16 protein-coding genes and 1 pseudogene are annotated in these 18,717 nt (G+C 47.2%); 5 read left to right on the forward strand and 12 right to left on the reverse strand.

Translation table 11 applies throughout. The annotated features are described in order from the left end of the window. Nucleotides 1-386: pseudogene (locus Psfp_RS14270) on the reverse strand (hypothetical protein); the annotation flags it as partial. 309 nt (nucleotides 387-695) lie between these two features. Here Psfp_RS14270 and Psfp_RS14275 point away from each other — a divergent pair. The 4 genes from Psfp_RS14275 to bioB all read left to right on the forward strand — a co-directional run bounded on the left by Psfp_RS14275 (nucleotide 696) and on the right by bioB (nucleotide 5,174). Then, nucleotides 696-1,160, forward strand: a complete 465-nt coding sequence (locus tag Psfp_RS14275; RefSeq protein ID WP_134219216.1) for a four-helix bundle copper-binding protein — start codon at nucleotides 696-698, stop codon at nucleotides 1,158-1,160. A 313-nt stretch (nucleotides 1,161-1,473) separates the two neighbouring features. Continuing rightward, on the forward strand, nucleotides 1,474-1,893 hold the full coding sequence (locus Psfp_RS14280; RefSeq protein ID WP_134219249.1) for a MarR family transcriptional regulator: 420 nt from the start codon (nucleotides 1,474-1,476) through the stop codon (nucleotides 1,891-1,893). A 23-nt stretch (nucleotides 1,894-1,916) separates the two neighbouring features. Then, nucleotides 1,917-3,836, forward strand: coding sequence for a cation-translocating P-type ATPase (locus Psfp_RS14285; protein ID WP_134219217.1), 1,920 nt, complete (start codon nucleotides 1,917-1,919; stop codon nucleotides 3,834-3,836). Nucleotides 3,837-4,166: 330 nt separating this feature from the next. Continuing rightward, on the forward strand, nucleotides 4,167-5,174 hold the full coding sequence (bioB, locus tag Psfp_RS14290) for a biotin synthase BioB (RefSeq protein ID WP_134219218.1): 1,008 nt from the start codon (nucleotides 4,167-4,169) through the stop codon (nucleotides 5,172-5,174). Here the strand turns inward: bioB and Psfp_RS14295 are convergent. The 7 genes from Psfp_RS14295 to Psfp_RS14330 all read right to left on the reverse strand — a co-directional run bounded on the left by Psfp_RS14295 (nucleotide 5,169) and on the right by Psfp_RS14330 (nucleotide 12,343). Beyond that, entirely contained in the window at nucleotides 5,169-5,459 is a 291-nt protein-coding gene (locus Psfp_RS14295) for a hypothetical protein (RefSeq protein WP_134219219.1), read from the reverse strand. The genes bioB and Psfp_RS14295 overlap by 6 nt on opposite strands. A gap of 603 nt (nucleotides 5,460-6,062) precedes the next feature. After that, nucleotides 6,063-7,433, reverse strand: coding sequence for an FtsW/RodA/SpoVE family cell cycle protein (locus tag Psfp_RS14300; protein ID WP_190239283.1), 1,371 nt, complete (start codon nucleotides 7,431-7,433; stop codon nucleotides 6,063-6,065). Further along, entirely contained in the window at nucleotides 7,426-7,764 is a 339-nt protein-coding gene (locus Psfp_RS14305) for a helix-turn-helix transcriptional regulator (RefSeq protein WP_134219221.1), read from the reverse strand. The genes Psfp_RS14300 and Psfp_RS14305 overlap by 8 nt, the downstream gene beginning before the upstream one ends. Nucleotides 7,765-8,934: 1,170 nt before the next feature. Continuing rightward, nucleotides 8,935-9,786 (reverse strand): ATP-dependent sacrificial sulfur transferase LarE, encoded by an 852-nt coding sequence (gene larE, locus Psfp_RS14315; RefSeq protein ID WP_134219222.1) that lies wholly within the window; start codon nucleotides 9,784-9,786, stop codon nucleotides 8,935-8,937. 345 nt (nucleotides 9,787-10,131) lie between these two features. Beyond that, entirely contained in the window at nucleotides 10,132-11,232 is a 1,101-nt protein-coding gene (locus tag Psfp_RS14320) for an RNA-guided endonuclease TnpB family protein (RefSeq protein ID WP_134219223.1), read from the reverse strand. Then, a complete protein-coding gene (locus tag Psfp_RS14325) occupies nucleotides 11,222-11,788 on the reverse strand; it encodes an IS607 family transposase (RefSeq protein ID WP_134219224.1) in 567 nt (188 codons plus the stop codon). The genes Psfp_RS14320 and Psfp_RS14325 overlap by 11 nt, the downstream gene beginning before the upstream one ends. Nucleotides 11,789-11,887: 99 nt before the next feature. Then, on the reverse strand, nucleotides 11,888-12,343 hold the full coding sequence (locus tag Psfp_RS14330; RefSeq protein ID WP_134219225.1) for an Rrf2 family transcriptional regulator: 456 nt from the start codon (nucleotides 12,341-12,343) through the stop codon (nucleotides 11,888-11,890). Between the two features lie 429 nt (nucleotides 12,344-12,772). On the opposite strand from Psfp_RS14330, the gene ilvD reads away from it, so the two are divergent. Next, nucleotides 12,773-14,446, forward strand: a complete 1,674-nt coding sequence (gene ilvD, locus Psfp_RS14335; protein WP_134219250.1) for a dihydroxy-acid dehydratase — start codon at nucleotides 12,773-12,775, stop codon at nucleotides 14,444-14,446. A 173-nt stretch (nucleotides 14,447-14,619) separates the two neighbouring features. Here the strand turns inward: ilvD and Psfp_RS14340 are convergent, their stop codons facing one another. The 4 genes from Psfp_RS14340 to Psfp_RS14355 all read right to left on the reverse strand — a co-directional run bounded on the left by Psfp_RS14340 (nucleotide 14,620) and on the right by Psfp_RS14355 (nucleotide 18,674). Next, the gene (locus Psfp_RS14340; protein ID WP_192895438.1) at nucleotides 14,620-15,465 is read right to left on the reverse strand and encodes an NAD(P)H-dependent oxidoreductase; all 846 of its coding nucleotides are present in this window, start codon (nucleotides 15,463-15,465) and stop codon (nucleotides 14,620-14,622) included. A gap of 195 nt (nucleotides 15,466-15,660) precedes the next feature. Further along, entirely contained in the window at nucleotides 15,661-16,533 is an 873-nt protein-coding gene (aguB, locus tag Psfp_RS14345; RefSeq protein ID WP_134219227.1) for an N-carbamoylputrescine amidase, read from the reverse strand. Continuing rightward, nucleotides 16,526-17,578 carry an agmatine deiminase family protein gene (locus Psfp_RS14350; RefSeq protein ID WP_134219251.1) on the reverse strand — a complete coding sequence of 351 codons (1,053 nt, stop codon included), beginning with the start codon at nucleotides 17,576-17,578 and terminating at the stop codon, nucleotides 16,526-16,528. Before Psfp_RS14350 ends, aguB begins: the two co-directional genes overlap by 8 nt. A gap of 271 nt (nucleotides 17,579-17,849) precedes the next feature. Then, nucleotides 17,850-18,674 carry an arsenite methyltransferase gene (locus tag Psfp_RS14355; protein WP_134219228.1) on the reverse strand — a complete coding sequence of 275 codons (825 nt, stop codon included), beginning with the start codon at nucleotides 18,672-18,674 and terminating at the stop codon, nucleotides 17,850-17,852. Between the last annotated feature and the right edge of the window lie 43 nt (nucleotides 18,675-18,717).

The raw sequence follows: 18,717 nt of genomic DNA on the forward strand, positions 1-18,717 counted from the left end.
AGTCTGCAACTCACCTCACCGTGCTTTGTAGTGTGCCTTTCCCTCAAGGCTATTGTACCCAAAGGATGGTTACTGCACATCCCGGTTTTCATTCCTATTTGTGTCGCCCGCAGTAGGCGGAGAAATGGAGGTTTGCAGGTCTTTTCAAGGGCATTGAAAACCGGGATCCAATACTTGCCGTACGATTCCATGCACACATCGCAGCAGTTGTAGGATGCGAGCCATTCGGCCAGCCTCCGCAAATCCCCGGTAAACGTCGAGAACCTCCTGATGTAGTGTTCGGTGCGGCTGTGCTCGTCGGTTACGGCTATGCACGCCACCAAAAAGTTTTTGTGTACGTCCATGCCGCAGCAGACCGGATAAACGATTTCAACTGTTCTTGCCATTGAGTTCCTCTTTTCATTTGAATTTGAGGAACAGCATTGACTGGAAGCTCTGCTAAAAACGAGTAATGTCTTTACAATGATTAGTTTACAGGCTCAACGTCCTACTTGTTGGTGCTTGAACGAACTTCCGGCGACTTATTGTTATACGAGATAGCGGCAAACCGCTTCACCACTCACCTCCGCGTGCTCTGTAGTATACCGTCCCACGGAGTACATTTTAACAGGTATGGACGGCAAATTAAATCTACGGCGATTGGTCCGCGTTTCATTCCTTGTTGGTGCCTTTCGCAGAAAGGAATGGTCTTTGTTATGTCTGAAAACCTCTCTAGTTATGCCTACTACCCCATCGCTTCCCATGAAGGTGTATTGAAAACCGTCCAGAACTGCGAAGCTGTCTGCGAAAATACCTTCACCGCCGTCCTCTGTATGCATGACTGCCGCATGAGGGTAATGCAGCTCCAGCTTTTACGCGACTGCGCGGACATCTGCACCCTTACCGCAAAGTACATCGCCCGCTGCAGCATGTATGCCAGACCCCTGGCCGGCTTATGCGCGCAAATTTGTCAAGATTGTGGAACCCACTGCTTACAGCATCCCGATCAGCAATCGCAGTATTGTGGTCAGGTTTGTCTGAAATGCGCTCAAGAATGTGCCGCTTTTGCCGGAATGGCAATGCCTTGTCCCGGTGGTGTCCAAACCGGTCCTTGCATGCCTGGTATGCCTGGTATGCCGGGCATGTTTTCCCAAGCGGAAAAGAAAGAAGAGAAGGAATAGGGTTGCAACATAAACACACTTACTTGTCTAACAAAACTGTACCCTGAACCGTTCAGGACACTTGCGCCCTCAAGATAACTTATATGGCCGGGCTCACAAAATATAGGGGTGTTGAACCTCCCCCACCCCTATATTTTTGATATGATTGAACATAATGCTAAATAGTGTTAGGAGGAATCCATTGGCATTAATTCAACCCAAGCCGGCATATACGAAATTCATGCTTGCTCCTAATGGAATTGTGTGATATATTTATTTGAAAATCAAAGTATATGAAAAACAAGATGTTTGGTTCTCAAATGGAGGGAGTAATATAAAAATTTTAGATGAACTGACTCATGAACTTTTACATTTTTTTAACGGCTTCTCCTCGTGGGAGAGTTCAGTTATCCGGACAAGTGATTTAACGGTTTCCGAAGCTCATGCCATTGAGATTTTAGGCGAGTATGGGCAGATGAATATGAAAAGCCTCGCTCAAAAATTAGGAGTGACTACCGGGACCACTACGGTCACAGTGGACAGGCTGGAAAAAAAAGATTACGCCAAAAGAGAGTCTACCAGGGAGGACCGCCGAATTTATTTAATCAGCCTGACTGATAAGGGTTTAAAGGCTTATGCCGAACACCATCGCTACCACCTTACCCTAACCGAACAAATCCAAACAGTCCTTACAGGGGAAGAAGCTGCTCAGTTACAGGCTATCCTTAACAAAATTAATTCCGAGATTTTCTAGTACTTTGGAAGGAGATAAATGTAATGATCGGACGCTTTGCACAACCGGGTAATTTTCGGGAATTATTGAGTTTAAAAGAGTTTTACCTAACCTCTGCCGGTGCACTATTAATCATTGCCAGCTTTATCCTCGATAGGCTATACATAAACCATCTCCTGTCTATCGTATTGGCCCTGGCTGCCCTGGCTATCCTGGGGGGACCTATTATCTGGGGTGCTATGAAGGGCTTATGGGAAAAACAACTCAATGTGGACGAGCTAGTAAGCCTGGCTATGGTTGCCTCGGTGGTTATAGGTGAGTACTTATCCGCCTCAGTGGTGGCCTTAATCATGGTACTTGGATCGCTGCTTGAAAAGTTCACATCTCAACGTTCTCGTGCAGCCATTCAATCATTGGTTAGCTTGAACCCAGTACAGGCAACAGTACTCCGTGACAACATTGAAACCAGTGTGCCTCTGTCCGAGATACAGCCGGGCGAACTGGTAATTATACGGCCCGGGGAGCAAGTGCCGGTAGACGGAGTAGTAGTACGAGGGACAGCCTCTATAAACCAGGCTTCCCTTACAGGAGAATCCTTACCAATAGATAAAGAGGCCGGTGACTCTGTTTACGCCGGGTCAGCCAATTACTCCGGTATGTTAGTGGTACGGGTGGAAAAGGTTGGAGAGGATACTACGTTTGGCAAATTGATACGGTTGGTACAGGAAGCCGAACAAACACGTGCTCCTATCTTAAGGGTAGCTGATAGATATGCCCGGTACTTTACCCCTTTGATCGTTGGTCTCAGTTTGGCGGTATACATGGTAAGCGGTGATACCCACCGGGCAATTACCGTCCTGATCGTGGGATGCCCTTGTGCATTCATTTTAGCTGCCCCAACTGCCATAACAGCAGCACTTGGCAACGCAGCCAGGAACGGGGTGCTGATTAAAGGCGGGGCCTTCCTGGAAGAATTGGGGAGAGTCAATGCAGTAGTGTTCGATAAAACCGGTACTTTGACTACAGGGCGGCCAGTAGTGACGGAAATCATTCCCCTTAACGATGGATCACAGTTTCACGTACTAGAGCTGGCAGCTTCTGCGGAGAAATATTCCGAACACCCTTTAGCCAGAGCTATCCTGGAGGCTGCTGAAACCAACGGGTGTTCCCTCACTGAACCGGAAGAATTCCGTCAAATTCCCGGCAAGGGGATTGAGGCCTTGGTGGAAGGGAAAAAGGTGTTTGTCGGTGTGGCGCCTGGGGTAGCCGAAGTTAAGAAAGATAGTAATTCCGTAGAGGCAAGTACCAATACCTGCTTATTGGTCAGTTTAAACGAACAGCCTGCCGGATACCTGATGATTTCTGATAAATTGCGTCCCGAAGCACGGGAACTGATACCGGAATTATGTCAACTAGGTGTGCAAAAAGTATTATTACTTACAGGTGACAGCCATCCTGTAGCAGCTCATATAGCGAGGGCCAGCGGAATTAACGAGTTTCATGCAAGCTTACTTCCGGAACAAAAGCTACAATATATGAGGACATTACAGAATCAAGGTTTTAAGGTAGCTATGGTAGGTGACGGCATTAATGACGCCCCCTCCCTGGCAGCTTCTAATATAGGCATTGCTATGGGTGCTATGGGAACAGCGGTTGCCATTGAGTCGGCGGATATTGCCTTGATGGCCGATGACCTTACCAGGATTCCTTACAGTATAAAACTTGGCAAAGATACTCTAAAAACTATTAACTACAACATCATCTTCGCCATGATCTTCAATCTCCTGGCTATCGCAGCTTCCGCTATGGGTTACTTAAACCCAATTATGGGTGCATTTGCCCATAATGTTGGGTCGGTACTCGTGGTGCTTAATTCTGCTCGTTTGATCCGAAAACGTATCGGGTTAAGATCTAATGATTCATTTGCAAAGTCCTTATATAATGCATTACCTCATACTAATTAAATATAATATCGTTCAGAATTCATTCATATATACGGGAAGAGACAAGCTTCAATTCACCAAGCTTGCCTGATATTCTTAACCCCCATGCTAAATCACCTCCAGTTCTTTTCGCAGGAGCTCCCAACCAACTCTATCAAGGGTATTTCTAAAACGTTCACCGGTTTCTCAAAATTATAAAAATTGAAAAATAGTGTTTACTTTTTATTATTAAAGAAGGTACAATATTGTAAACCTGGCTTAGGTTCTTGGTTGACACAATGGACATGCAAATTTTTTTGTTATTAATGTCAACCTAATCTTTTAGGTTGGTTGACAAGGGAGGGACGGTCTGTGGATTTTGAAAGTTATAATTTAATATTCTCGTTGGGAAGGAAGGTCTTGGACGGAGGAGATATATCCTGCGACGAAGCCTTGGCACTCACCGAACTTGAAGATTGCGACGCTCCAATACTTTTAGGGATTGCAAATAAGATCCGGTATTACTTTACGGGCAATCAGGTTGACACATGTGAAATCATCAACGCACGCTCAGGCGGCTGCACTGAAAATTGCAAATTTTGCGCTCAGTCGGACCACTATATTACGGAAGCTCCCTGCTACTCCCTATTAAGCGAGGATCAAATACTTGAAGCTGCCAACAAAGCTGAAGCCGACGGCGCTTTTCGATTCTGCATCGTTACTTCGGGCCTGGGTATAAACGGCGATCCGGACTTTGAGCAAATAATCAGAGCAATCAGGCTTGTTGGTCAAAAAACTTTACTTAACCAATGTTGTTCTCTGGGTACATTAGGGGATGAACATGTTGAAGCCTTAATGGATGCCGGAATCACACGTTACCATCATAACTTGGAAACAAGTCAAAATTTTTTCAAGGAGATATGTACCACACATACTTACGGGGAGAGGATTTCTACAATAAAGAAGGTGAAAGCTGCAGGACTTCAAGTTTGTTCAGGCGGCATTATAGGGATGGGTGAATCCTGGCAAGACCGTATTGAAATGGCTTTCCTGCTCAAAGAACTTGATGTGGATTCAATTCCCATTAATATTCTCAATCCGGTGCAAGGGACAGCCCTTGAAAACCAGGACAGGTTAAAACTTATGGATATACTCAAAACCTTTGCGATTTACCGCTTAATTCTTCCTGATAAAATAATTCGCTTTGCTGGGGGACGTGAACAGAATTTAGGAGAACTAATGCCTCTCGGCCTGCTGTCCGGTATCAACGGTATGCTTATTGGAAATTACCTCACAACTAGTGGACGAGGCGCCGCTAAGGATATAGAAACGCTGGCAGGCCTTGGTTTTAATCCTTGTACTCCCCTAGAAAAATTATGAAAATTGCAATAACAATTTCAGCAGGTTCTCCGATGCCGCAATATTTTTTCTGTTTGAGCAGCCGATTGATTTGTGCAATTCTCTGAAGCCGCAAAGCACATGGGCATTTTTAATTTTCTCCGGCGAAAGCTCGGAACGCACTTCCCTTATTACTTGTTCTTTTATTACTTCAAATCCGGCGTCGGTTTCTCGATTGCAAAGGTCAGATATTATAAAACAAGAACATGTCAAACCTAAATCGAGAACATTGCGAGAAATATTAAAAGATAAATTATTAAGTTGCATTGTTTTCTCCCTATCGTTTATGCTTCTTCCAGCCGATCGGGTTGAGCGAGATGCAGTAAACAAGCGCATTCTCTTTTCTAAACATGCTTATTTCTGCTGTGGCCATATTGCTCAACAAAAAAAGGCCAGGGTAATGAAGGCAACATCCTTAGCCTCCAGTTTTCTGGTCAACTAATTTAGATGATCATTACGTTCTTTAGCTTCTCTGTCCGGAACGCAATTAAATTATACTATCCCAATAAGTATTTAAGTATTACTAATAAAATAAAATTTATAATATTATATCTCAGTAAAATTCTCTTGTCAAATCCATTAAACCCGCTCTCATCTGTAAATTTTCGCATTTTATCAAGCTAATCCCGCTTTATTCGGTTCCATCAAGGATTATGACCATGTCAAGCCCTCTAGCTTTGGGAACCGTCCGTACCCGCTGAGGGTTCCGGATCGGTCTTTACCCCATGGGACATTGTGAGTGACATTAACAATGATACGATTGGTCTGAGGAAAAAGAATTAAACGATTTGCCATAAACTCTCACGAAAGCTAATGGAATATTTTGCCTAAAGCAACTCTATTGTCTTTTTTCTAGATTCCCTGTTAAGACTACTTAAAGCTGATGATCAACTTTCCATCTTCAAATTTTATAAATCTTCTGGAATTACTTACGGGAATCTTCGTGGTTGAACCTACCAAATCATTCCTACGCCAAACGGATAAAATGATTCCCACAAATGCCATGTTTACGACATATCCTGTACCGCCGTATGATACGAATGGCATGTTCATACCAAGTATAGGGGAGAGGTTGAAGTTCGATAAAATGTTAATTATAAACTGCACCGACAAAGCTGTAGATGCTGCCAGTGAAAGATAAAAACCATAATCGTTTTTGATTTTTTTGGTTGTCATAAACATTCTGATTATAAATAAGGATATTATAAGCACAAGTGCAATTCCAACCATCCAGCCAAGAGTCGCTATCACATTTACAAGTACATAGCCCGTAGTAACTTCCGGCATTCCCAACCCTAAACCATAACCGCTGACCGTTGCCGGTGTTTTGCCAAACCAATTCGAAACCGCAAGCCACTTGTCTACTCTATCGTATATAAAGCCACTACTTGATAAAAAAGCTGTTATGCGATCAAATTTATACGGATTTAATAAAATATCATTAACTGCAAGAAAAATGGCTATAGCACCCAGACCGCTCAAATATAACAACTGTTTTTTTCTATTGCCAGCAAAATAATTTTTTATAACTGCCGCTATAATCAATACTGTATACCCTATCAGTAAAATAACTGTTTGTGAAAGGTGTGGCAACATCATAATGGGAATAACAGAGACAAACGCAAGCACAAGCAACTCCACAATTGCTAAGCCCCCTTTGCCGCGTCTTTTTTCCATAAATCCTGAAAAAGCAATCAAAAACAGTATTGTTAGGTAATCCGACGATATCAAAACGCCACCGAGCACTAAAAACTTCCTTCCGTTGACTTCTGCACCACCAAGCAGTGTAAAAATTAACAATGCAAATGCAATAAGGTACATTGGCAACGCCAGTTTTTTAAGTCTTGTATAGTCAAAAAAGTAAAATCCGATCATAACCCCTATTCCAATTAGTGCAAATAATAAATATTTTTCAAAGCTCACGGTTTGGGCCGTTTCAAATTTACTGCTTGCAAACATGATAATACCGCCAATGACTACAATCATGGAACCCAACCCAATCAATGACCATTCGGTTTTTGGCTTATGCTGCTTATTAAGCCTGGTACCTATTTCTTCACAGTCCCCCATCGCAGTTATTGCCATATCAAGCGCCTTTTCATCGTCCTGTCCCTGCCTCAGATATTCAGCCTTTAAATCCTCAATATGATGCGTAAGCTCGTCACGAATATCCTTATGTACCGCTTTGCAGTGTATATACATACACACATTATCCAAAAAAGCGGTTATCCTTTTATTCATAGCAAACATCTCCGATAACAGAATTAACCGCATTGATATAAGTTTGCCACTCGGCTTTTTTGTACATTAATAATTTTCTGCCTTCTTTGGTGATTTTATAATACTTTCTGCGTTTACCGTTGTCAGCGTCAAACCAAAAAGACTCAATGGCTTTTTCGTTTTCAAGCCGATGGAGCATGGGATATAATGTACCCTCTTTTAACTCAAAAACATTTTTTGATGCCTTTTTGAGTTCTTGCGTGATTTTGTAACCGTACATATCCTCCTTGTCAAGCAGGGAAAGGATAAGAATTGACGTACTGCCCTTCATAAGTTCCTTATCAATTTTCATGCATAACACCCCAATACATATAGCTTCTATATACAACTAGTATCTATGTATACAGAATAACATTATGAAACTATATTTGTCAATAGGTCCTTCCTAATTTTGTGTTTGTTCTGTGATAATGTCACCCTGAAATATTTCTGAGAAAATGTCACCTCTAGGGGTACAATGGAAGGATGATATTATTAATGACACAGGACGAACGAAACAAGCTTTATGTTGCCAGGTGCTTACTAGACGGGAAAATGCCACCAGTGAAGCAGCAGAGATTCTCGCCTCAGTGAACGCCAGGTAAAACGCCTTAAAAAGGGCTCAAAGAAAACGGCGAGTCGTTCGTAATCCATAAAAACAGGGGCCGGAAACCTCCATATGCTTTGACTGATAAAATTCGAAACTTCGTGGTTAATCATAAGAAATCGGAGAAATATTCCAAGCCAATTTTTCGCATTTTCAGGAGTTACTTGGAGCATGAGTCTATCAGCCTTAGCAAGCCTTCGGTGTATAGAATACTTGTTTCCAATAGGTTTACAAGCCCCAAGAAGCATAGCAAAGTAAAACGTCACAAGCACAGGAAAAGAAAATCCCAAACAGGTATGCTGGTGATTATTGATGCCAGTCCCCACACCTGATTTTTTAACAATGAGCAATGTTCACTGCATGGCGCCGTTGATGCTGCCACAGGGGAAATTTTAGCCCTATTCTTTACGCCTAACGAATGCCTTGCAGGGTATTTCCGGCTTATGGAAAATATAATTTTGAAAAGTATTCCTGTCATACTTTACAAATTTTTTTAAATCACCGTGTCTATACCATGATAAACGCCTCCTCATCCCGCGCAAAATCTCCGGCAATTGTAAAAGATACTTATTGGAACACGATTCCGGCTTACCGCTTTAACACTTTTTTCTTTTGGATGGACTCACTTACCAATGCTGAATCAAAAGCCCTTTCCCCTTACATCAAAAGGCTGCATCCCATAATGAATGGGACACAGCCTCTAGTCAACCAGCCAGCAGTCTTTCCCCGGTTTTATACAAAGAGTTTGTCAAATGGCAGGCAGACGCATACGGTTACATTCTTTCAAACGGCATTAAAATATCAGCCATAGCAACTGTTCATGTTCATCACTGGTCTGGAACAGGGGAGTTGGTCGTCCACCCCCCGGTTTTTGTCTTATTTCTCAGATGATACTGACACGGTAAACAATGGCTCCGGGCTGTGAACGTTAAGAGTCTCGTTCATACTCCCTGTCCGGTAACCTAAAAGGTCAAGCGCTACATAAGTATAGCCCAATACCCTCAGTTTGCTTTCTATCTCAACTGCATGTTCCACCACAAACTTTAAATACGCGCTCGGCGCCTCAATGCGGGCCAGGTTTCCGTGGTGTCTCACCCGTACCTGCGGGATGCCCAGCTTGCGCAAGAAATTTTCAGCCGCCCCGACTTGCCGTAAACCCTGTGTGGTAATTGGGGTTCCATACGGAAAGCGTGAGGCAAGGCAGGGGTTGGCAGGCTTGTCAGCGGTGGGAAGACCTAATTTTCTTGAGAGCGCCCGGATTTCTTCCTTCCTGAGGCCGGCGTCTTTTAACGGGCTGGAGACTCCCAGCTCAATTCCGGCGCGGATTCCCGGCCGGTAGTCGTTTAAATCGTCGGCGTTGACCCCGTCAATAACCACCTTGACGTCCCGGGCACCAGCCACCGCAAGGATTTCCCCGTATTCTTTTTTCTTACAATGGTAGCACCGGTCGGGCGGGTTACTGGTAAACACAGGGTTATCCAGCTCGCTGCCGGCAATAATAAGGTGCTCCGCGCCAATGAAGCGGGCCAGTTCGACAGCTTCTTCAATTTCACCGGGCGAATATAGTTCCCCGGTGCTGGTAACAGCTATCGCTTTTTCTTTAAGAGTATCGACTGCAACCTTTAGGAGCAGTGTGCTGTCAACACCTCCCGAAAAAGCGACCATTACACTCCCGTAGCCCTGAAGAATTTCTTTTAGGTGTCCGTACTTCTGTTCCAGGCAATCCATTATACTCCAAAGCACCCCACTAAACATCAACTTTTTTTAGAAATTCATGAGCTGAAGCAACGCCAGTAGATTAGCACCCACATTTTTTGGGTTATCGCTTTAGGTATCCAACGGAAAATATTACATCGCTAGTTTTACTTCAGATCGCACACCGGCTGTTCATAGTCAACCAGTTCGAGAATCGATGCAACTCCTTTAACTGTTCAGAGTCCGTTCCTTTCTTCATAGAAGAATATTTCTGCTATGAAATTCCTGCATCATCGATCCGTGACTAGATGGTTTCCCATCCCCGACAGAGGGATCTCTACAGGCGTTAATTCCCGGAGAACTTCCGGTACTCAAATTTTAAGCAACGCTTATTGCATATTTCTTCAGGTTGACAGCTGCATTAACGTCACGGTCATGATGAACTCCGCAGCAAGGACAGTCCCATTCACGAATAGACAGGGGCATGCTATCCATTACATAACCGCAAGATGAGCATGTCTTGCTGCTGGGATAAAATCGGGGAGCGACTATCAGTGTTGACCCGTACCACACAGTCTTATATGCTAATTGCCGCCGGAATTCTCCCCAGCCCACGTCCGTGATATGCCTGGACAACCGGTCATTTTGCAACATCCCGCGGACATTCAAATCTTCGATCACGATCCCCGACTTGGTTTTCGCCAGAGCTGTCGTGAGCTTGTGCATGAAGTCCTGCCGGCTGTTGCGGATGCGCCGGTGCAGCCGGGCTAATCCAAGAGCGCTTTTCTTCCGGTTGTTGGAGCCTTTTTGCATCCTGCTGTGTTTCCTGGATAATCTCTTGAGTCTTTTCAGATACTTGCCCAGAGGTTTAGGGGCTTCGATCTTTGTCCCGTCAGAAATGATCACAAAATGATTAAGTCCAACATCCATACCGATAACTTCGCCGGTGACTTGTTCTGGTTCTGGAATCTCCACCTCGCAGGTTAAACTGACAAACCAGCGATCCGCTTCCCGGCTGACAGTGGCCGAAAGAATCCGGCCGGCTATCCCTGTTTCTTCTTTGAGGCGGAGCACCCCCAGACGGGGAAGCTGGACGGCCTTGTCTTCAACTCTGATCGCTCCCGTCAATCGAAAAGAGTCATGCACGCCCTTCTTTTTGAACTTGGGAAAGCCAACACGCTCTCCAGCTTTCAGGCCGGCGAAGAAGTTCTTGAAAGCCCGGTCCAGATCCCGAAGGGCTTCTTGGGGAGCGCACTTGGATACCTCGTACATCCAGGGAAAATTCGTTTTCTTGAGTTTATTCAATTCCCGGTGTTGCGTTATGGCATTGGTAGACTTCTTTTCCGTTTGATATAACGCTATCCGGCGGGCTAAACCCCAGTTGTAGGCGAAGCGGGCGCATCCGGCATGTTTGGCCAGGAGGATTCGCTCTCGCACATTTGGCTTTACCTCATACCTATAGGCACGGTTAATGATCATGCTCTATAGCCTCCATTGCTTTTTTGGCCTTGTTTTTAGCTGCTCTGCGGCCATACAGCCTGGCACAGAAAGATGTCAGGACTTCAATCATATCCTGAACTAAGTCATCTTTCATTTCAGACTGATCCATCACGATCACACGTCTACCCTGGGCGGAAAGACAGCTTTCCACGTATTCAAAGCCAAATCGCATGAGACGCTCACGATGTTCCACCACGATCACTCGGACCTTTGGATCTGACAGCAATTTCATTAATTTCGGGCGGCGCCCATTCAGGCCGGAACCGATCTCTGTTACGGCTTTACCGATTTCCCAACCTTGTCCGTTGGCATAGGTTAGCAGGCGGGAAATTTGACCGTCCAGATCGCTTTTCTGGTCTGCGCTGGATACTCTCGCATACAAAGCGACTGTTCCTGATGATTCTCCGCTTTCTTTGATCAGGATTGTTCCTGTTGGGGTTTGTTCCGCGGGAACAGGTAATTTTCCTGACTTGAACCATTTCCAGGCAGTCCTGTAGGTAATTCCGTTTTTCTTTGCCCATTCACTTAGCTTCATGGAAGCATTGTACCATGCAAGGCAATATATTTCTATATGTTAATTAACAGCTTGGTACCCTATTGATATTTGGAACTACTAATTGCACTGGGGTGATTTTCAAATACAGTACATGTCAGCTTCGTTAGATCGCCGTATTTTTTCAGCCTCCCGGCAAAGGTCCTCAAGAGTTGTGCCATCCAGGACCTCAGCCACCGACTCCCTTACTCTCTCCCAGAGCACTCTGGTTACACAGAAATCAGCCCGCGAGCATTGTTCCGGGTTTTCCTCACTAACACAACCTGTTGGGCTAAGCGGCCCTTCCAGGCATCTGATAATCTCTCCCGCTGTAATCCTGTCTGGTTCCCTGGCCAGAATATAGCCGCCCAGAGCTCCTCTGACACTTCGCACCACCCCCCCTTTGCGCAAAAAACTCATCATCTGTTCCAGGTATCCTTCTGATATACCCTGCCTTTCAGCCACCTGAACCAGGGGTATGGGTTCATTGGGATTATAGTGCAGGGCCAGTTCCAACATTGCCCGCAACCCGTATCTCGCTCTTGTAGAAAACCTCAAATCCCGCAACTCCCCTCTTATCGTTGGTCTACAGTCAAGGCATTTTTATACAACGCCAGCGCTAATAGCCTATTTAACACAATACCTTTAATTCCTATTGATTTAATGTTGTTTGTTTATATATTATTGCATTAATAGGGGTTTGTCAAAATATTTATTTGACATTAAACGATTTCCGTATCAAACCGGCGATGGAAAAATTATCATTTTTTAGTTGATGTATGCCTGTATCCTTAAACCTTGCTGGTTTCCTACAGAATGTAGTACCATAGAAAGGTATGCTAACGGATGCGAGGTAAAATAAATAGTTGTACCGCTCTGTTAAATAAGCGGATTCTACGTTAGAATAGAGTATTGAGAAAAAACTTGCTGAAATAAAATTACGATGTTTTTCGGGAGGGATATATTTTGGAAACAAAACCTGGAGTTTTGAACAGCAGTCAAGTAACGGAAGGGGTGGCCAGGGCGCCGCACAGATCCCTTTTTTACGCGATGGGGTATACCCCGGAGGACCTCAAGAAGCCGATTATCGGCATCGTCAACGGCTTCAACGAGATTGTCCCCGGCCATGTCCACCTCAGGGATTTGGCTCAGGCCGCTAAAATGGGAGTTGCGTCCGCCGGAGGGACACCGGTGGAATTTCCGGTCATCGGCATCTGCGACGGGATCTCCATGAACCACGACGGAATGAAGTACCCGCTGGCCAGCCGCGAACTGATAGCCGATTCTATCGAAACCATGGTCATGGCCCACAAGTTTGACGGACTGGTCCTCATCGGCAACTGTGACAAGACTGTGCCCGGCATGCTTATGGCGGCCTGCCGGCTCAATATCCCGGCTGTTTACGTGAGCGGCGGCCCTATGCTGACAGGTAGGCACGACGGTGAAAAAGCCGATCTAGTACGGGGCCTGTTCGAGGCTGTGGGCCAGTACGCGGCAGGGACCATCGGCGCAGAGGAACTTGAAGCTATGGAATTAACCGCCTGCCCCAGCTGCGGCAGCTGTGCCGGTCTCTTTACCGCCAACAGCATGAACTGCCTGGCCGAAGCGCTCGGAATCGGCCTGCCGGGCAACGGCGCCATTCCGGCCCCTTACGGACAGCGCAAGGCACTGGCCAAACTGGCCGGACAGCGGGTTGTAGCCCTGTCCCAAAACGGAGTACGGCCGCGGGACATCATGACTCTCAATGCTTTTCGCAACGCTATTACCTTGGACATGGCCATAGGAGGCTCCAGCAACACCGTCCTGCACCTATTGGCTATCGCCCACGAGGCGGACGTGCCGCTGCAACTGGAGACCTTTGATGAAATCAGTAAAAGTGTGCCGAACATCTGCAAGCTGAGCCCGAGCGGGTCGCACCGGCTCTTTGACCTTTACGAGGCGGGGGGGATATCCGCCGTGCTGAAGCAGCTGGCCGACCAGGGGTTGTTGGAGCTGGGAGAGAAAACTGTTACGGGCAAAACTCTTGGCGAAAATATAAGCCGGGCTTTTGTCCGCAATGCCGAGGTAATCCGGCCCCTTAACGCCCCCTATGCCCATGAGGGAGGCATTGCCGTCCTGCGCGGCAACCTGGCCCCGGACGGAGCGGTGGTCAAACAATCGGCGGTGGCCAAGGAAATGCTGTCGCACTCCGGTCCGGCCAGGGTATTTGACGGCGAGGAAGAGGCGTTCGACGCTATTATGGACGGCAAAATCAATAAGGGTGACGTGCTGATCATCCGTTACGAGGGTCCCAAGGGCGGCCCCGGCATGCGGGAAATGCTGAGCCCCACTGCGGCGATTTCAGGGATGGGCCTTGACAAGGACGTCGCGCTGATCACCGACGGCCGTTTTTCAGGAGGGACACGGGGCGCCAGCATCGGCCACGTGTCACCGGAGGCGTCCGAAGGCGGACCCATTGCTCTGGTACAAGAAGGTGACATTATCGAAATAGACATACCCGGGCGGCGACTGAACGTCCGGATTTCCGACGCCGAACTGGCTAAAAGGCGCGAGCTTTGGCAGCAGCCTGCTCCCAAAGTCACCGGGAAAAGCTACCTGGCGCGTTACGCCGCACAGGTTACCTCGGCCAGCAGCGGAGCCGTCTTTAAGGTAATTAAATAGCGCCACTAACAACTTGTAAAATGCGAGTCATGGCAGCAGGCAACGGCAGTCAAAAAAATACGCCCTACTACGCGCTGCGGCTTACGGCAACCTGGAATGAAACCATAATTTAGAAAAGAGGCAGGCTCAAATTCATCAAGCTTGCCTCTTTGATATCACAGCCGGCTATATGATCATTTTTGTTCCGGGGTTAGCCAATTGCCTATTTTGCGGTAGGGATTCTGCAGTTCTTTGTAAAGACTCCTTTTGGCAAGAAACTCCTGTTTCTTATCGTTTAGAAAATCAAGGTGCTGCTGTATGCCTGCTTTACTCCAACGATAATCCTCTTCAGGGAAAAATTTAAGTTTAACCTCGTCACCCTCCATACCTATTTCACCTTTTGTCCCGCAGAAGGGGCAAATCACGTTTTTCCCATCATGTCTTAGTATATCGCTCCAACAGGCCGGGCACTCGTTTGCCTTGGGGGTGCGTTGATATCCCGGATCAAAAAGGGCCTTGCCCATCTGCTGCGCCCTTTTCAGGTTAGCCGGATCCTCTAAAACTGAAGCAGGATTTGCTCCCAAAAAGCTCTCACTATCAACAAGTCGCCAGTTGAAAAGTTTTGCCGTAAGGTTTAAAGCCGCCTCAGTGTAACCACTCCAACCAGACACTCCGTAAGTAGTAATCGTTATACAGGCTTTACCGCCGTATTGCTCATGTTTATTTTCCACCGATAAAAACCTGTCCTGAAAAGCTTTAATCCTGCTATTTGGTCCCAGAGAATAAGCCGGCGCGGCCAGGACTATGGCATCAGCCAGCCGGATTTTTTCCAGCAGGAAACTGAGATCATCTTCGATACGGCAAGGTTTATCCTTGGGCAAACAAGCGTAACAAGCTTTACACGGTCTTATGTCCAGGTCTGTCAATCTGATCAATTCCAGCTGATTGTCTGCTCCGGTTGCCTCCATTGCCGCCTTCGCCAGTATCTCCGAATTCCCTAAATTCCTTGGAGAAGCTACAATTCCCAAGACTCGTTTCATAACAGCTTTCCCCTCCTTATGCATTCAGGATAATGCTATATTCCTTGTTGCTTTTTCTTCACATTTCCGTATTTTCCTCCTTGCCGTTTAATTATAGCTCCGCTTATTTCTTCCCCTATGGGTGAAATGAGAGGGCAGTAGCTATCAAAAAAAGCAAAGAGGCAAGCTCAATTTAATGAGTTTGCCTCCAGGTGACTATCTATTGGCGCCGTCGATGGTAAGCAACGGCCCGTACAGATCCGGCCGGCGGTCCCTGAAAACACCCCAGACGGCCCGCTGCATTTCAACTTGCTCGAGGTCAAATTCCGCTACTAGAACAGTTTCAGAACTGCGGTCCGCTTCTTTTACTACCTCCCCCTGCTGATTGGCAATAAAGGAGGAGCCGTAAAAGTTAATTTTAGAGCCGCAGATAACCTCCACACCCACCCGGTTGGAAGCGATCACCGGTACCAGGTTGGCTGCGGCATGTCCCCGCATGCAAATCTGCCAGTGTTCTTTGGAATCAATATGGTCGTCCTGTGGCTCCGAGCCGATCGCAGTGGGGTACAAAAGCATCTCGGCTCCCTGCAGGACCATGCATCGGGCAGCCTCGGGAAACCACTGGTCCCAGCAGACACCCACTCCAATTTTTGCATAGCGGGTATTCCATACCTTAAACCCCGTGTCACCAGGATTGAAATAAAATTTTTCTTCGTACCCCGGACCGTCCGGGATATGGCTTTTTCGGTATACCCCCAGCACCTCTCCATCAGCATCAAGCACCGCCACAGAATTGAACATGGCATTGTTCTTTTTTTCGAAGAAGCTGACCGGCAGCACCACTTCCAGTTCCCTGGCCACCTCCTGAAAATGCCGGATCGTCTCCTGATTCTCTACTTCCCTGGCCAGTTTGAAATATGCCGGATCCTCCACCTGGCAGAAATAAGGGGCTTCGAAAAGTTCCTGGAGAAGGATGACCTGCGCCCCCTGTGAGGCGGCATCCCTGACCAGCCTTTCCGCCTTGGCGATATTCTCCTTGCCGTCACTCGTACAACTCATCTGCGTGGCAGCAACAACAACCTTACGCATATGAATACCTCCGCTCTGCTTCCAGCATTCTCGCGGGCATCTGCTGGGTAATGCAGTGCACGTTGCCGCCGCCCTTGATAATGGGCATCCCGTCTATGGGCGCCACTTTCCTGTCCGGAAAGATATCCCTCAACATTGCGGCGGCAAATTCATCGGTTGCGCAACAGCATTCCCCGAAGCAGGGCAAAATGATACCGCCATTTACAAAGTAGAAGTTGACATAGCTTAAAGGCAAACGGGTACCGTCCATATATACTGGATTAGGCTGCTGAAATTCCATTATTTCCAGCTTCCTGCCCCTGGCGTCGGTTGATTCTTGCAGGATCGCAATATTCTCCTCCATAATATCGTAATTGGGATCTGCCGGGTCAGGGCAATTCTGAACCAATACCAGGCCCGGCTTGGCAAAGCAGGCCACGTTATCCACGTGCCCGTCTGTTTCATCCCCCTCAAGCCCCTGTTTCAACCAGATAATTTTTTTGATTCCGAGATACTGCTTCAGGACAGTTTCGATTTCTTTCCTGCCCAGGCGGGGGTTTCGGTTTTTGTTAAGAAGGCACTGCTCGGTTGTTATTAAGGTGCCTTCTCCGTCAACATGGATGGAGCCGCCTTCCAGTACGATGGGCGCGTCAAAACAAGGCAGCTTAAGATGGCTCAAAAGCCTTGGGGCAACCAGGTTGTCCTCTTCCCACGGGCTGAACTTTTCACCCCAGGCGTTAAACTTCCAGTTGATCCCAGCCACTAAACCCCTCTGATCTACAACAAAAGTCGGCCCGTTGTCACGTAGCCAGGCATCATCATGCTCCATAGGCAGGATGTCCACAGCAGGCCCGCATAAAAGGGCGGCTTCCTCAACCAGCTCAGGCCTGACAATCATTGTTACGGGCTCAAAACCTGCTATTGTTCTGGCCACTTCGGCGTACGCCCTGCAGGCGTCTTGATAGCCGTCGGGCCATTGTTCCTCGCTGGCGGGCCAGCCCATAAAGGTGCGAGCATGTGCGCCCCACTCGGGTGGCATCCTGTAATTCAGCTCCTGCGGTGTCATAGCAAAACACCTCTCCTTAGCAGCAGCTTTCAGCTTCATGGCAAGGGCGCCTGAGCCTGAAAGCAGTACATTTTTATTTTGGAGGGTTAATAAAATAGTTATGTTCTATCTTAAGCAGTTCTAATCCTGTCAATAAATAAAAGATTATGCCGTGTAAGCGCAGCTATTTCTAAGTATCCGGCACGGTTCAGTTTTAACTGTATAATAAAAGGACAGGTTTTGCCTGTCCTTTTTGCTAAAGAAACCAGTTATGATTTCTCAAACACAAAAATCAGCAGACCGGTTTACTCGCCCTGATAAAGGCGCTGACGACCGAACCGTTTGCTTCAATACGCTCGTCTTCCGACACACTTGGAAAGAGCTGACCTACGATCATATCGGTCAAATCGTAAACTCTGGTTACTTCCACTTCAACCCCTGTGAAACCCGCGGCAGCCAGCTTGGCCCGGTATTCCTCATCCAGCAGCGCGCCACCCAGGCAGCCCGCCCAAGCCAGCAGGTCCTCCCGCACCTTGTCGGGCAGTGGTCTGGTTAACACTATATCCGACACAGCAAAGCGGCCGCCCGGCTTTAAAACCCGGAAAGCTTCACGCAGGACCAGGTCTTTGTCGGCCGAGAGGTTGATGACACAGTTGGAAATAATGACGTCAATACTGTTGTCCGGCAGAGGGATGTCTTCAAGGTGCCCTTTTAGAAATTCCACGTTCTCCAGCCCCGCTTTGGCCTGGTTATTTCGTGCTTCAGCCAGCATTTCATCAGTCATATCCAGTCCGTAGGCCTTGCCTGACGGCCCAACCCGGCGTGCCGACAGCAGGACGTCCAGTCCTGCCCCGCTGCCCAGATCAAGCACAACCTCACCCTCATGCAGCGGGGCCAGAGCCGTTGGATTACCACAACCAAATGTTGCCGCCACCGCCTCTGCCGGCAGCCCCTCGACCTCCTCCGGCCGGTACAGCCCCCCGGTGATCATATCAGTCGCATTACCAGGCGTGCCGCAGCAGCACGAGCTCCCTCCGGGGCTACAACAACTGCCGGTTTTTCGGGTGATGGCTTCGGCGTACTTTTGCCGTACAGTTTCCCTGATATCCTTACTCATTAAAAGCTCCTCCTATATATCAAATTATTTTGATTCTCACGGC

The organism is Pelotomaculum sp. FP, from assembly GCF_004369245.1.
In the GTDB taxonomy this organism is placed as follows: domain Bacteria; phylum Bacillota; class Desulfotomaculia; order Desulfotomaculales; family Pelotomaculaceae; genus Pelotomaculum_C; species Pelotomaculum_C schinkii.

What these genes read in the sequence shown, in the direction of transcription:
- Psfp_RS14275 (WP_134219216.1), top strand. Translation starts at nt 696, where the DNA reads ATGTCTGAAAACCTCTCTAGTTATGCCTACTACCCCATCGCTTCCCAT.
- Psfp_RS14285 (WP_134219217.1), top strand. Translation starts at nt 1,917, where the DNA reads ATGATCGGACGCTTTGCACAACCGGGTAATTTTCGGGAATTATTGAGT.
- Psfp_RS14295 (WP_134219219.1), bottom strand. Translation starts at nt 5,459, where the DNA reads ATGCAACTTAATAATTTATCTTTTAATATTTCTCGCAATGTTCTCGAT.
- Psfp_RS14300 (WP_190239283.1), bottom strand. Translation starts at nt 7,433, where the DNA reads ATGAATAAAAGGATAACCGCTTTTTTGGATAATGTGTGTATGTATATA.
- Psfp_RS14305 (WP_134219221.1), bottom strand. Translation starts at nt 7,764, where the DNA reads ATGAAAATTGATAAGGAACTTATGAAGGGCAGTACGTCAATTCTTATC.
- larE (WP_134219222.1), bottom strand. Translation starts at nt 9,786, where the DNA reads ATGGATTGCCTGGAACAGAAGTACGGACACCTAAAAGAAATTCTTCAG.
- Psfp_RS14320 (WP_134219223.1), bottom strand. Translation starts at nt 11,232, where the DNA reads ATGATCATTAACCGTGCCTATAGGTATGAGGTAAAGCCAAATGTGCGA.
- Psfp_RS14325 (WP_134219224.1), bottom strand. Translation starts at nt 11,788, where the DNA reads ATGAAGCTAAGTGAATGGGCAAAGAAAAACGGAATTACCTACAGGACT.
- Psfp_RS14340 (WP_192895438.1), bottom strand. Translation starts at nt 15,465, where the DNA reads ATGAAACGAGTCTTGGGAATTGTAGCTTCTCCAAGGAATTTAGGGAAT.
- aguB (WP_134219227.1), bottom strand. Translation starts at nt 16,533, where the DNA reads ATGCGTAAGGTTGTTGTTGCTGCCACGCAGATGAGTTGTACGAGTGAC.
- Psfp_RS14350 (WP_134219251.1), bottom strand. Translation starts at nt 17,578, where the DNA reads ATGACACCGCAGGAGCTGAATTACAGGATGCCACCCGAGTGGGGCGCA.
- Psfp_RS14355 (WP_134219228.1), bottom strand. Translation starts at nt 18,674, where the DNA reads ATGAGTAAGGATATCAGGGAAACTGTACGGCAAAAGTACGCCGAAGCC.